Here is a 13556-nt window from a genome sequence, read left to right on the forward strand (position 1 = left end):
GGAGTCGCTGAAGGTGTTGTGAATGTTGCACCTTTCAGCTATTTCAACATTGTCACATATAAACCGCCGATGCTGTCGATTGCAGTACAGAGAGTTAACGGTGAACAGAAAGACACGGCGAGAAATATTATGACTGAAAAAGAAGCTGTGGTTCATGTTGTTGATATATCGAATGTCGAAATCGCTAACATTACAGCTGCAAATCTCGCGCCGGGAGACAGCGAACTGAACTATGCAGACTTTACACCCGTTAAATCGGCTTCAGTCCGTCCGCCGGGATTAAAAGAAGCGAAAGTCAGATTCGAAACAAGTCTTTATGACTCGCACGTTATTTACGATGGCGCGGAACCGACGACAGATGTTTTATTTTTAAAAATTGAATATTACCATCTTGATGATTCGATTTACGACGCTGAAAAAGGATATATCGATGTTGAGGCGCTCAGTGCTGTCAGCAGACTGGCCGGCAATGATTACGCGGAAATAGGACGTATGTTTACAATTGAAAGACCAAAATAATTTATGAGGAGCGCTAATGTATGGAACATATTTATAATGAAATAAAAAAGGTGCACCAGTTTTCGTATTACTTCACGGAACAGGCGGTACTGAGACAGATTTATTACCGCTAGCACAAGCTTTAAACCCTGAATATAATGTTTTAAGTATAAGAGGGAACGTTAAAGAAAACGGTATGAACCGTTACTTCAAACGTCTTGGTGAAGGGAATTATGACTGGGAAGATTTAGAATTCCGCGGCAATGAACTGTATGAGTTTATCGCAGAAAAAGCGACAGAGTACGATTTTAAACTGGAAGATGTAATCTTCGTCGGATTCTCAAACGGTTCGAATATTGCAATTCAATTAATGCTGCAGCAGGAAGAGAAATTTAAAAAAGCAATGCTGTTTGCACCATTATATCCAACTGATCTTGAGAAGAAACATGACTTCAGCGATGTGGAAGTATTCCTGTCGTTAGGTAAGGGAGACCCTATCGTACCGGAGTCTGAGAGCGAAAGAGTCATCAAATTATTTGAAGATCGTAACGCCGCTGTAACGACAGTATGGGTGAACGGTCATACACTGCCACAGGAAGCTCTGATTGCAGGTCGTGAGTGGCTTAACAAATAAGAATTCGTCATAAACCTGGAGGAGAATTCATTATGAAAAAACCTACACTTCAAAAGATATCGATGTCTATTTCGAACCTCATAATGTATTCATAAAGCAGCCTGTGTGAATGGATTATCTAAAGTTTTTGATACTGAAAAACGACCTTGGATTGATCCGGAACAGGCATCTGCTGAAGAGATTGCCCATGTTGTTGAAGAATGTCCAAGCGGAGCATTGACGTATTTAAGAAAAGATGGTGGTCCGGCAGAATCTCATGACCATACTGAAATAACAGTCGGTGAAGATGGAGAGTTTTATATTAAAGGGAATTTCACTCTTAAAAACGATGGTGAAGAGACAAAATTACACAGAGCTGTGCTTTGGGGATCAGATGAATCTAATAATCCGCCATTTTATGACAGAAGTTTATCAGAGAGATGAGAGGTGCTGATGAGATGGAAGTAAAACATGGTAACAATATATTTTATGTAGGTGACAATCAGAATGAACTACTTGCAGCGATGACTTTTGTACCGAGTGGTAATGATAAAATAATTATTGATCACACGGAAGTATCTGACGAGCTTAGAGGTCAGAATGTCGGGGATAAACTGCTGGAATCTCTAGTTGAATACTCCAGAGAAAATAAACTTAAGATAATTCCACTTTGTCCCTTCGCAAAAGCAAGAATTGAGAAATATCCTGAAAAATACAGTGATATTTTATATAAAGGATAGTAATTTAAAAGAACGCCTGTCCAGTGAAGGACAGGCGTTCTTTTTATGCTGTTACTTTACTCTTTTATTTTCATGTATTTTAACCATGACAAATCTTGCTATCGGCTGAGCGACAAGGACTTCTATCCAGAACGCAATTCCAAAGTTTCTAAACCATACTGGGAAAAAGCGTGTGAAGATATCTGTCGATATTTCTCTGTTGCCTACCCATGTTCCAATTACAGTCAACGTCAGAGAAAGAATTGTTACGTTCATTACGATGTTCAGTAAAATTCTGGCGTTGAACCCATCAGTTTCACCTTGAAATTTCGGCATTATTTTCCCGATAAGAGGACCGGCAACAAACCTCACCAGGAGTATAACTATAATCCACATTACGGGCATAATTTTAAAGAACTCACCGTAAGTTTGAAAGCTTAAGCCAATCTCCATAAACATAATGATTGGTGCAATAGTATTCACTGAAATAAACGATATAACGAGCATAAAAATAATACCCTCTGCAGCACTCTGCGGCAGTCTGTTTTCTTTATACATCTGTATTCTCCATCCATATAATTGTTCAATATGGCAGACGTATCTTACGACATGTATTTTTGATATAAATTTTTATATCAATATCTCTACGCAAATGACTTTATTATTCTAGCACAAACGCCAGAAATAAGCCTGTGCTTTTTTCAAACTTCTAACCAAAATGATTAAATCCCCTGAAATCCGGCTATATAGATATTAATGTAAGAATTGAATCTAGAAGGAGTAATCAATATGAAGCAGCCGCTTATAGGAATAACAACGTTTATCGGTAAAAATAATCAGGAAGTCCCAAAGAGATTTATAGATGTGATCAGCAGAGAACATGGGGTGCCGATACTGCTGCCGGAAATTGAGAATGAAGATTTAATTAAAGCGCAAGTCGACAATATAGATGCATTGCTGCTGACCGGCGGCGATGATGTTGATCCGGCATTATATGATCAAGACCCGCATCAGAAACTAGGTAATATAGAACCTGAACGTGATGAGTATGAATGGAAACTTATCGATTACGCTTTGGAAAGAGGCATACCAGTTCTCGGCATCTGCCGCGGTTCACATATGCTGAATATTCACGAGGGCGGAACGATATACCAGGATATTTACAGTCAGATAGAAGAAGGTACAGAATTGATTAAGCACCAGAGGAATGACAGCAAAGAGCATTTCACTCATAAAGTGAATATTAAAAAAGATAGCAAGATGTACGATATTGTTAAACAGGAAGAAATATTTACAATCAGCAACCATCACCAGGCAGTGAATGAAGTCGCACCGGGATTCCATGTTGCTGCCAAGACAAACGATGGCATTATAGAAGCGATAGAGAGCACTGAGCACGAGTTTGTTATCGGGCTGCAGTGGCACCCTGAGGAGAGGTATCATACTGATGAATCCTCTCAGAATATTATAAGAAGATTTGTAGAAGCAGCAGGTAAATAACCTGCTGTTTTTCTTTTAGTGTTAAGTTTTAAATATTCTGATAAAATCTAAGGGAAATGCTAAATGTAAGGAGAGAGTATATGACTAACCCGGTTATTGGTGTAACAACGTTTATAAGCAGTGACGGCCTCAGGCTGCCTGAGAATTACAGTATTGCGATAGCAGGTGAAGAGGGTGTACCGGTGATACTGGCTAAGGGTAGAAGACGACGTATTAATTAAAAAGCAGATAGAGAATATTGACGGACTGCTGCTATCAGGCGGTGATGATATTGAGCCTTCATTTTTTGGAGAAAGTCCGCATCAGAAAATGGGTACGATAGAACCGGGGCGTGATCTCTATGAAATGAAACTGATAGAATATGCCCTTGAAGCAGGCAAGCCGATTCTCGGTATATGCCGGGGAGCTCAAATATTAAATGTGCAGCAGGGCGGCACGATGTATCAGGATATCTATTCCCAGCACGGCGACAGTACGATGAAGCATAACCAGGATGCTGCGAAAGATTATTTATCCCATAAAGTTAACATTATAGAAGGTACGAAACTTCATGGGATTCTCGGTGAGACAGAAATTAGGACAAACAGTTTTCATCATCAGGCAAACAAATACCCGGCGGAAAGTCTGCAGGTTTCTGCAATGACTGAAGACAGCATCGTAGAAGCCGTAGAGAGTACTGAGCACGATTTTGTTATCGGTATTCAGTGGCATCCCGAAGGAACTTATTTAGTAGACGAAGCATCAAAGAAAATATTCAGAGCATTTATAAAAGCAGCCGCACAACTCCAACGCTAAATTAACAGAATCTTTAAAAAACAGATTGTCATTTCGATTTCCGAAAGGTATACTGGTTTGTAATCGTATACATATAAAGGGGATGAAGTGTTTTATGCAAAAGAAATTGTGGCTATTAATGCTTTTTACAATGCTTTTAGTACTTGCGGCCTGTACGGACGACAGTGATGTGGATGAAGCGGCTGAAGGGGATACGGAAGCTGAATCCGGCGGGGGAGATTTAGTGATTGGGATGATTAGTGAAGCAGTATCACTGGATCCTCACGTATCGAATGATATACCCTCCGCGCAGCTGAGAACTCAGATTTACGATACTTTAATTGAACAAACAGTCGATTTAGAATTAACAGAAGGTCTTGCTACTTCATTTGAACAGGATGGGGATAAGTGGACACTCGGTCTTAAAGAAGGTGCCACTTTTCATAACGGCAGTGAGTTTACTGCTGAAGATGTTAAAGCGACACTTGAACGTGTAGTCGACCCTTCAGTAGGTTCATCAGCTGCATTTATGTTCGAGATGATTAACAATATTGAGATTACAGATGACTATGAAATTGTTTTAACAACAGATTATCCATTTACACCGCTGCCGAGTCATCTTGCACACAATACAGCAGGTATTTTAAGTAAAGAAGTTATCGATGAAGACTATCAAAATGCTTTAGATGAAGCAGGCTCGGACGTCACTCTGGAAGAGTATTATGACTTGCGTGAACAAGGAGGTACAGACTTTGAAGCTGTCTCGGAAGACATCGGTACCCATGTCGGTGCTGTTATTTCTGAAAAACCGGACGGTACAGGTCACTTGAAGTTACAGGAACGCATACCCGGTAACGAAATTGTCTTAGAAAAATTTGAGGATTTCCACGGTGGAGAACGTCAATTTAATACAGTTACTTATCGTGTTATCCCTGAGAATTCATCGCGTCTGGCTGAGTTGGAAACAGGAGGTATCAGCATTACAGATACTGTAGATCCGTCATCAATGGACCGAGTCCGAGATCATGAATCAACAGACATTATTGACCAGGACGGCTTATCAATGACTTACCTTGCATTCAACAACTATACAAAAGAACCTTTTGACGATGAAAATGTCAGAAAGGCAATATCACATGCTCTGGACAGAGAGCAAATTATAAGCGGCGTGCTGGATAACCGCGGTATCCATGCAAAAAATCATATTTCGCCCTCTGTTTTCGCTCACAATGAAGACATGGAAGAAGTGGCCTTTGATTTGGATTTAGCAAAAGAATATATGGCTAATTCCAGCATGCCTGACGGTTTCGATACTACTATCTGGACATCGGATTCAGAACAAAATAGAGATATCGCATTAATAATGCAGGAATCTTTAGGAGAAATCGGCATCGATGTAACGATTGAACAATATGAATTTGGTGCGTTTTTAGATATGGCTAATCAAGGTAACCATGATATGTTCATGCTTCAGTGGATTACAGTGACAGGGGATCCAAACTATGGGCTGTACCCGATGTTCCATACAGACTCACAGGACGGGTCAGGAAACCGCTGGAATTACTCTAATCCTGAGCTTGATGGTTATTTAGAAGAAGGACAGCAGACTTCTGATGAGAACGAACGTGTTGAAGCATATGCAATAGCACAAGAAATATTAATGGAAGATCTGCCTATTACACCGTTATACTACGGTCAGCTTGGTATCGGTGTAACATACACTGTAGACGGTGTTGAACTAGACCCGGTAGAATCGTCAGAATTGAAAATGTAACATTCCCTGAATAAGACAGCAAAAAGCATTGCCGTAATTGGCAATGCTTTTTTTATTGGAATAATGACAGACTTTTATCAGTAATCTTTACTACGAAGCCACTGGCTGAATTTTGGAAGTGCCAGATGATATATGAGTGACAATAGCACAGTTGCCGCCCCGAAAGAGAATCCTGCGAGTACATCTGTTGGGAAATGCACGCCGAGATATATTCTGGAAGCCATCACAAATAAATAATTGTAACTGTTATAAAAGCGATAATAATCTTCTTCCATAATTTTTGAACTGACAGAATCAGTATCAGACCAAGCATGCCGTAAAAAACAGTTGAAGCGGTTGAATGACCGCTCGGAAAGCTGTATGTGGACTCTGCAGCTAGTCTTAGAAATTCAGGACGTTCTCTGCCTATAACAGGTTTCATTAAATGTACGAGAACACCCGGACTGAGTGAAATAGTCAGGCCAAACCAAAGGGCAGCTGTATACATTTTTTTAATAAACAATGACACAGTAACAATCAAGGTCAGGACAACAATTGCCTCGGTTCCGCCGATTTCTGTCATCACTAGGATGACCGCTGCCCTTGAGTCAGTGACAGTACTCTGTATGGCTTCGATAAAGTAAAGATCAAGATGGTTTACCCAACCGCTGGCAGTCATGACACTGACAGCAATGAAGATGTACAGTATTAAAAATGATATCCCTGTAATAAGCAATTTTTTTGTCATAATCATACTTCTTTCTTTTTGACTTATTTATAGTAGATTATCTAATTTAACATGATGTTGACATATTGTCACCATTCTAATAGTATTCATGATATTGAATATTAGCAAGAAAGGTGATTTTATGGAAAGACAGAATAGACTCTATCAGTTTATGAACAATGAAATGGATAAGCGCAGTATGTCTCTAAGGCGCTTCAGCATTTTTGTAAATATCGACCATGCAACATTGTCTAAAATTATGAATGGCAAGCGTCAGGTAAACTTAAATCACCTTCAAAAACTATCGGAGAGTCTATCAGTGGACTTTGATTTTTTATTAGAGCTTGCGGGGTATGGGAAACCTGTTAAAGATGACCTTGAACAAACGTGGGAAGCAGTGCAGAAAATAGCAGAGGAATTGACTGACGTTAATGAAAGTATTTCATTTGAGCGTGTGAATCAGGAAATTTCGAATTTTGAAACTTACAGCCAGACAGCAGCAGGTCAAGAGAAGATAGTTGCAGAGTTTGACACTAAGATGAAAGAAACAGCGGGTATTGGTAAATATGTGGAACAGCTCAAAGCAATGTACGCTCATTTTATAAACGAAAACGGTCATCTCAAGGATCAAATACTTATTGGAGCAGCTTTACTTTATTTTATAGTGACAACAGATTTACTGCCGGACTATTTACTGCCGGTCGGCTTATTGGATGATGCATTTATTGTGCAGGCAATCTCGCAGCGTCTGGAAAATAAAAACATCCTGCTGTAGTTAGGAGGAATAAGGATATGGTTCAAAATCTAAATCAGCTCGTCCACAGTGTGACGTATACACTGGAACAAAAAGATGAACATGCATTCCACGAAAATATCAGCGATCTGCAGAAGTATGATTTGACTCAAATATTTTTGGAGTTATCAACAGCGGAGCAAAAAATATTTTTAGAATTCATTTCGATTCATCAGCTCGCAGATGTTTTATCGGAATTAGATGCTGCTAATCAGCGGAAAGTAATCGGCATGATTGATTCACACGCAGGCTCTCTGGTTATTACACAGATGAACAACGACGATTTAATCGGTATGCTGAGCAATCTCGGTGAAAAGAAAGCAACAGAACTCTTGTCGGATGCAGATGAAGAATTTTCTGCTGATATCGAAACTCTTATGGAGTTCCCGCCGGAAACAGCCGGCAGAATAATGAATAATCAAATGGTCTGGATTAATAAATCCTATACTGTGCGTGAAGCAGTCGATAAATTAAAACATTTTGCGGAGCTGGCTGAGTATCTCAACTATCTGCATGTTATCGATGATGATAAAAAACTTGTCGGGGTCGTATCATACAGAGATCTGCTGCTGGCCGATTTAGAACAGCACATAGAAGAAATTATGAAAATACGGATAGTTACAGTGGACGCACTGATGGATCAGGAAGAAGTTGCGAGAATAATTCAGCGTTATGATCTCGTAACGATTCCAGTCGTTGATGAAGAAAATAAATTGCTTGGTATCGTTACAATCGACGATATTCTGGATGTTGTTTATCAGGAAGCTGAAGAAGATATTGAAAAGTTTTCTGCATCTGGAAAAGCGATTGATTTTACGACAAAACCATTTACTGCTGCGAAAAGAAGACTGACGTGGCTAATACTTCTGCTTTTCATCGGAATCGTGTCAGGAAGTATCATTGCAAGCTTTGAGGAAACCCTGGAACAAGTAGTTGCGCTAGCATTTTTCATGCCGATGGTAGCGGGAATGACCGGTAATACAGGTACGCAATCACTTGCTGTTGTCATCAGGGGGCTCACGAAAGAAAATGTGAATACAAAACAAGTGTTTAAGCTTTTACTCAGAGAATTGAAAGTAGGAGTATACATTGGTTTGACGTGCGGACTGCTTATATTTATCATTGCATATCTATGGCAGGGCAGTGCGGTGTTAGGTTTTGTTATTGGGATTTCACTGCTCTGCACTCTGATTATCGGTACTCGCCGGGACAATCATACCGCTTATTTTGAACCATCTAAATGTTGATCCGGCAGTGGCTTCCGGGCCATTAATTACAACAATTAATGATATATTGTCATTATTAATTTATTTTGGAATCGCAACAGCGTTTTTATCATACTTAATGTAAAAAATCCGAAGAGTTATCTCTTCGGATTTTTAATTTTTTACAGCACTTTCCAATATCTTAAAAGTAAGTTTTTCAGTATCTATTTCAGCTTTAAGACCATATGGAATTATGCATTTCGGTTCATTATGACCGAAGCTTGCGTTATACAGTACCGGCAGGTCACTGCGTCCTGCTTCGGTGAGTATACGTCGCCATGCCTCTTTGTATTCAGTGTAATATCGTCCATCCTGAGGACGCCCGATAACAATACCATTTATATGCTCAAATATACCGATAACAGACATAGCGCGTAAATAATCTTCAAATATTTCTGGATCAAGATAACATTCAGATGTTTCAAAGAACAGTATGGAATCTTTAAAGTCTTTTAATTCTGGAAAATACTGAGTGCCCCGAAGGTTATTAAAGACTTCCAGGCAGCCGCCGATTAAATGTCCGCGGGCTTTTCCGGAACCACTGATGCTTTCATAGCCGGAATTATTGTCTTTAGGACGTTCAATACTTTTTTTTCAGAAGCCCAGCTGAGTCCGATTTTTCTAATGTGCGGAGAAGTATTAATTTCGCCGACAGGTTCTGCAGAAAACCATGTCCTCTTAATTGAATCGACAGTATAATCATCCATTGCGATATTTTCAGCAAAATCGGTTAACAGAGCAGGACCGTAACTGGTCGATATACCATATTTGTAAAAGAATAAATGGTTAGTTGTAGTGTCGGAATATCCTGTGAATATCTTTGGATTATTTTTAAGAGCATCAGTGTCTACAAATGGCAGGATACGTACAGTTTCATTGCCGCCGATTGCACAGATAATTCCCTTAACAGAATCATCTCTTAAAGCGTTATTTAAATCCTCTGCCCTTTTCTCAGGGTGGTCATAAACGTAATCTAGGCCCTTCAAAGCATGGGGCATTACTTTCACCTTTAAGCCGAAAACACTCTCCAGCCGTTCGATTCCCTGTTCAGTTCTCCATTGTATATCTTCTTCGCCTGCGAGTCCGCTCGATAATGAGACGAGTGCAACCGTGTCACCATGCTGTAATTTACGGGGTTTAATCATAAGACCGCCTCCAATGTAATTTCCAATAGTATAACAAAGAAAAAGTAAATAGTTACAAAATATATCAGTTTGCTATTCGGGCTCTTAAATTTTATACTTAAGAAAATGTTACGAAACGGTGAATGGAGTGAACAGAAATGAGAAAACTTAAATTAATATCTGTACTATTTTTTAGTTCTATTATCTTAAGCGCGTGCAGCAACCCTTTTGATCAGCTTGCTGATGAAATTAACGGATGGCTGGGTTCAGAAAGCGCGAACACGAGTGAAGAAAGTAATGATTCTGGGAAAGATGACGATACCGACAGCAATAACGAAACAGACAATGATACCGCCAGTGACACTGAGGGAATTGAAACTTTGGACTACAGTCACTTAATGAATCAAGGTGAGGCGGTTACACTCGATGAAGGTATGCATGAAGTCGGCAAAGATATTGAGCCTGGCCGCTATGTCATTACAGCAGATTCAGGATACGGAAATATATATGTTAAGAACGAAGAAGAGCGCGGCGGATTCAATGAAACTTTAGCAGGAGAGTCGGATAGTCCTGAAGGTCAGACGACTGAAATTGTTGGATTTCTTGACGAAGGATATTCAGTTGAGATAGCCAATTTTGAGAATGTAAACTTTACTCCGTATGAAACAGTATCTGTGGAAACAATTTTTCCTGGTCAGTGGGTAGCCGGTGAAGATTTCCCTGCAGGTGTTTATGATGTCAGTATGCCAGAAACTGAGGAAACAGGATCACTCGAAGTGTCATCACATCCCGATTATAATAAATCGAGACATACACTGGGGAGTGCAGAATATGGCGGAATGACTAACTTTACGATGTCATTTGAAGACGGTGATATTGTGAACTTGAGATATATGCCAGAGATAACTTTAACTAAAAGATAGGGCGTTATAATAGCGGTATTAATAATGTAAAAAGGGAGTAACGCTATGCGTTACTCCCTTTTTAGGCTTGTTATTAAGAAAGTTAGATAGTAATTTAAAGCGTTAGTATTTAACTCTTTGCATTATAATCATGCATTACTCTCTGGTAATTTTCCGGGTCTGTATCACCCTCGGTATTGATTAAGAGAACACGTGATTTTTATTTAATCCAAGCTGTTCTTTTACATTTTTCAAATCATTATTTGTCATGATTTCATGTAAAGTTCCAATGGTCACACTGCCGGATTCTCCGGATATAATTTTCTCATCTTTGCCGGCCGGATAACCAAGTTTTCTCATACCTTTTTGGCTGATCTCATCACCGCAATGTATGAAGGCTTCCGCTGAATCTTTTAAAATACTCCAGCCCTGTGTACTGGGTTCTCCGCAAGATAATCCTGCCATTATAGTTTGAAGGTCACCGCCGACGTTCTGCGGTTTACCGCTGGTATGTTCTGCAGATTTATATAAACAAGAAGCATTATCCGGTTCGACAATCACTATTTTAATATTTGTATGATCCATAGATTGAATTAGTGAAGCTGCCATGGCACCTGCGAATGAGCCGACACCTGCCTGCAGAAATACATGTGTCAGTTCGTTAAAGTCGTCTTTAAGCTGAACTCTGATTTCCGAAATAATCGCTGAATACCCCTGCATTATTTTTAAAGGAATATCCTCATAACCATCCCATGAAGTGTCCTGCATAAGCTGAGTTTATTTTCATGCGCTATATTGCTTGCATAACGGACAGTATCATCGTAATTCAGCTCGGTAACAGTCACTTCACCCCTAATGCTTCAATTGCTTCGACGCGTGATTCTCTTGTATTTTTAGGCATATAAACAAGTGCCCGCTGCTTAAGCAACTGTGCAGCCCAGGCAATTCCCTTACCGTGATTCCCGTCAGTTGCAGTAACAAAAGTTTCTGGTGTTTTATCTTGCAGCTGAGCAAGCAGTTCATCGAGAGTTGAAAATTCAATGCTGTGACGTTCTTTTAAATACCCTGCAGCAGAATAAATACTGCCCAGTCCTTTAAATGCATTTAAACCAAAACGATGTGATTCATCTTTAATATAAACATTGCCAATGCCGGTACTGCTGCTGAAGTCATTTAAACTGTAAAGGGGTGTTTCTTTATATCCGGGTACTGTTTGGTGAAAGTTTAAAATTTCAGTCAGTACATCTGCAGAGAAGTTATTAAAAAGCGGATTTTCAAAAGAAGTGCTTTTAAAAACATTATTGGTAATCTTCATAGATATCCTCCTTGATAGAAAAGTGTTTTAGTTTCACGGGAAACATTTACGTGCTAAAAAAACACAGAAACCTTAAGATTCCTGTGTCAGTTGTCATATATAATTTCACTATACCAGTTCCAGACGTTCTTTATAGCATTTGCGGCATACGGGAACGTATTCCTCGTCGCCGATCTGTATAGATTCTCCAACGTTAATCGGAATGCCGTTACGGAGTCTCATATTAAGCGTCGCTTTTTTATTGCAGTACTGGCAAACTGTTTTCAATTCATCGATAGCATCAGCCAGTTCAAGTAAACGCGGCTGCCTTCGAACAGCTCGTTCCTAAAGTCCGTCTTTAAACCAAAAGCAATAACAGGAATCCCGAGGGAATCCGGAATGTCGCTCAGATTATGAATATCTTTTTTCGATAAAAACTGTGCTTCATCAACAAAACAGCATATACTTTTTCTTTATCATGCTCCTGTTTTACTTTGTCAAAATATCATCTGTTATGTATTCAGCGTCCAGTTCAAGTCCGACTCTGGATTTAATTTTTTTATGCCCGCTTCTGGAATCAATTGGTGTTGTGAATGCCAGGCAACGTTTTCCCTGTGTCGTATATTGGTGGTGTGTCGTAATAATCTGGTTGCTCTTGTTACTTTGCATTGTACCGTAGCGGTAGTAAAGTTTTGCCATACATATCCCCAATCTTCTCGTAATCAGCATCAATTTTAACATGAATTTTACATTTATATATTATTAATTTGCTCATGATATAATCGAAGCAATCAGATTAATCACTTTGGAGGGGAAGTAACATGGAGTTACAGGGGCATGAACGGTGCGTCAGCAAAGTTCCGATTTTCAGCCACCTTGAAATGGATGAGCTGGAAGAAGTGTTTCAAAGAATTAATCATCAGAGTATGAAAAAAGGTGAGTATCTTTTTATGGCCGGTGACCGATCTTCTTCACTATTTGTCATACATAAAGGTAAAGTACGGATTTACCGTTTAAATGACAACGGGGAGGAGCAGTTAATCAGAGTGCTGACTCACAGCGACTTCACAGGTGAGCTTTCCCTTTTTAGTGTTGATGAAGAGAGTAAATCCTATGCAGAGGTGCTGGAAGATGCGGAGGTATGCCGCATTAACCGTGAGGATATATATGGACTAATGCAGAAATATCCGGATATCAGTATTAAAATCATTGAGAGTTTTGCAGAAAGATTGAATGATTCAGAATCTCTAACTACAAATATTTCCTTATTAAACAGCAGAGAAAAATTAATCGAGTACATTCGTACACATACAAAGAACGATAAACTGGTCTTGACTATGACTAAAAAAAATCTCGCTTCATATTTAAGTATGCAGCCTGAGACACTGACTAGAACGTTTAAGAAGCTGGAAAATGAAAGTGTCATTAAGAAAATTAATAATAAATCCTATGATATTTTAAAATAGAAAAATTAAGTAGAAAGTTCCCGGAAACGGGAACTTTTTTTGTGTTCTTGACCCCGGTCAATTTTTATTAGTACTAAAGCCTGTAACATTATAAATGAATAGACGTCGGAAAATATAATAAAAGAGGG

At 39.3% G+C, this 13556-nt stretch carries 18 protein-coding genes and 3 pseudogenes; 12 read left to right on the forward strand and 9 right to left on the reverse strand.

Going from position 1 to position 13556, the window contains the following annotated elements:
* The first annotated feature begins 18 nt into the window (after positions 1-18).
* From G4D76_RS08815 to G4D76_RS08830, 4 genes and pseudogenes are all read left to right on the forward strand, one after another.
* Positions 19-519 (forward strand): flavin reductase family protein, encoded by a 501-nt coding sequence (locus tag G4D76_RS08815; protein WP_371814455.1) that lies wholly within the window; start codon positions 19-21, stop codon positions 517-519.
* A 20-nt stretch (positions 520-539) separates the two neighbouring features.
* Positions 540-1132, forward strand: a pseudogene (locus tag G4D76_RS08820) (alpha/beta hydrolase).
* A gap of 105 nt (positions 1133-1237) precedes the next feature.
* Positions 1238-1555, forward strand: coding sequence for a (4Fe-4S)-binding protein (locus G4D76_RS08825; RefSeq protein ID WP_250129873.1), 318 nt, complete (start codon positions 1238-1240; stop codon positions 1553-1555).
* A gap of 14 nt (positions 1556-1569) precedes the next feature.
* Positions 1570-1851 (forward strand): GNAT family N-acetyltransferase, encoded by a 282-nt coding sequence (locus G4D76_RS08830; RefSeq protein ID WP_213809687.1) that lies wholly within the window; start codon positions 1570-1572, stop codon positions 1849-1851.
* A 51-nt stretch (positions 1852-1902) separates the two neighbouring features.
* On the opposite strand, the gene G4D76_RS08835 is transcribed toward G4D76_RS08830, so the two are convergent.
* Positions 1903-2388, reverse strand: coding sequence for a DUF2798 domain-containing protein (locus tag G4D76_RS08835; protein WP_213809688.1), 486 nt, complete (start codon positions 2386-2388; stop codon positions 1903-1905).
* Between the two features lie 231 nt (positions 2389-2619).
* On the opposite strand from G4D76_RS08835, the gene G4D76_RS08840 reads away from it, so the two are divergent.
* From G4D76_RS08840 to G4D76_RS08855, 4 genes are all read left to right on the forward strand, one after another.
* Positions 2620-3330, forward strand: coding sequence for a gamma-glutamyl-gamma-aminobutyrate hydrolase family protein (locus tag G4D76_RS08840; RefSeq protein WP_213809689.1), 711 nt, complete (start codon positions 2620-2622; stop codon positions 3328-3330).
* A gap of 80 nt (positions 3331-3410) precedes the next feature.
* On the forward strand, positions 3411-3551 hold the full coding sequence (locus G4D76_RS08845; protein WP_213809690.1) for a hypothetical protein: 141 nt from the start codon (positions 3411-3413) through the stop codon (positions 3549-3551).
* A gap of 16 nt (positions 3552-3567) precedes the next feature.
* On the forward strand, positions 3568-4125 hold the full coding sequence (locus G4D76_RS08850; protein WP_371814675.1) for a gamma-glutamyl-gamma-aminobutyrate hydrolase family protein: 558 nt from the start codon (positions 3568-3570) through the stop codon (positions 4123-4125).
* A gap of 94 nt (positions 4126-4219) precedes the next feature.
* Entirely contained in the window at positions 4220-5878 is a 1659-nt protein-coding gene (locus tag G4D76_RS08855; RefSeq protein WP_250129874.1) for an ABC transporter substrate-binding protein, read from the forward strand.
* Positions 5879-5955: 77 nt separating this feature from the next.
* On the opposite strand, the gene G4D76_RS16860 is transcribed toward G4D76_RS08855, so the two are convergent.
* Together G4D76_RS16860 and G4D76_RS08865 are read right to left on the reverse strand one after the other, a co-directional pair.
* A complete protein-coding gene (locus G4D76_RS16860; protein WP_371814456.1) occupies positions 5956-6153 on the reverse strand; it encodes a phosphatase PAP2 family protein in 198 nt (65 codons plus the stop codon).
* The gene (locus G4D76_RS08865) at positions 6102-6605 is read right to left on the reverse strand and encodes a phosphatase PAP2 family protein (protein ID WP_213809692.1); all 504 of its coding nucleotides are present in this window, start codon (positions 6603-6605) and stop codon (positions 6102-6104) included. Before G4D76_RS08865 ends, G4D76_RS16860 begins: the two co-directional genes overlap by 52 nt.
* 121 nt (positions 6606-6726) lie before the next feature.
* On the opposite strand from G4D76_RS08865, the gene G4D76_RS08870 reads away from it, so the two are divergent.
* A complete protein-coding gene (locus G4D76_RS08870; RefSeq protein WP_213809693.1) occupies positions 6727-7359 on the forward strand; it encodes a DUF1232 domain-containing protein in 633 nt (210 codons plus the stop codon).
* Positions 7360-7376: 17 nt separating this feature from the next.
* Positions 7377-8727: pseudogene (gene mgtE, locus G4D76_RS08875) on the forward strand (magnesium transporter).
* 29 nt (positions 8728-8756) lie between these two features.
* On the opposite strand, the gene G4D76_RS16865 reads toward mgtE, so the two are convergent.
* Both G4D76_RS16865 and G4D76_RS16870 read right to left on the reverse strand, forming a co-directional pair.
* Complete coding sequence (locus G4D76_RS16865) at positions 8757-9227, reverse strand: S66 peptidase family protein (RefSeq protein WP_371814676.1); 471 nt, start codon at positions 9225-9227, stop codon at positions 8757-8759.
* On the reverse strand, positions 9155-9787 hold the full coding sequence (locus G4D76_RS16870) for an LD-carboxypeptidase (protein ID WP_371814457.1): 633 nt from the start codon (positions 9785-9787) through the stop codon (positions 9155-9157). Before G4D76_RS16870 ends, G4D76_RS16865 begins: the two co-directional genes overlap by 73 nt.
* Positions 9788-9924: 137 nt before the next feature.
* On the opposite strand from G4D76_RS16870, the gene G4D76_RS08885 reads away from it, so the two are divergent.
* Positions 9925-10689 (forward strand): hypothetical protein, encoded by a 765-nt coding sequence (locus G4D76_RS08885; protein ID WP_026859195.1) that lies wholly within the window; start codon positions 9925-9927, stop codon positions 10687-10689.
* 180 nt (positions 10690-10869) lie between these two features.
* Here G4D76_RS08885 and G4D76_RS15995 read toward each other — a convergent pair whose 3' ends face one another.
* From G4D76_RS15995 to G4D76_RS15050, 4 genes and pseudogenes are all read right to left on the reverse strand, one after another.
* Entirely contained in the window at positions 10870-11436 is a 567-nt protein-coding gene (locus G4D76_RS15995; RefSeq protein ID WP_213809694.1) for a pyridoxal-phosphate dependent enzyme, read from the reverse strand.
* 73 nt (positions 11437-11509) lie between these two features.
* Positions 11510-11983, reverse strand: coding sequence for a pyridoxal-phosphate dependent enzyme (locus tag G4D76_RS16000; protein ID WP_213809695.1), 474 nt, complete (start codon positions 11981-11983; stop codon positions 11510-11512).
* Positions 11984-12091: 108 nt separating this feature from the next.
* Positions 12092-12426: pseudogene (locus G4D76_RS16875) on the reverse strand (hypothetical protein).
* Positions 12427-12451: 25 nt separating this feature from the next.
* Positions 12452-12661, reverse strand: coding sequence for a thymidine kinase (locus G4D76_RS15050; RefSeq protein WP_250129876.1), 210 nt, complete (start codon positions 12659-12661; stop codon positions 12452-12454).
* A 122-nt stretch (positions 12662-12783) separates the two neighbouring features.
* On the opposite strand from G4D76_RS15050, the gene G4D76_RS08905 reads away from it, so the two are divergent.
* The gene (locus G4D76_RS08905) at positions 12784-13428 is read left to right on the forward strand and encodes a Crp/Fnr family transcriptional regulator (protein WP_213809696.1); all 645 of its coding nucleotides are present in this window, start codon (positions 12784-12786) and stop codon (positions 13426-13428) included.
* Positions 13429-13556 lie beyond the last annotated feature (128 nt).

Source organism: Jeotgalicoccus sp. WY2 (assembly GCF_018437745.1).
In the GTDB taxonomy this organism is placed as follows: domain Bacteria; phylum Bacillota; class Bacilli; order Staphylococcales; family Salinicoccaceae; genus Jeotgalicoccus; species Jeotgalicoccus psychrophilus.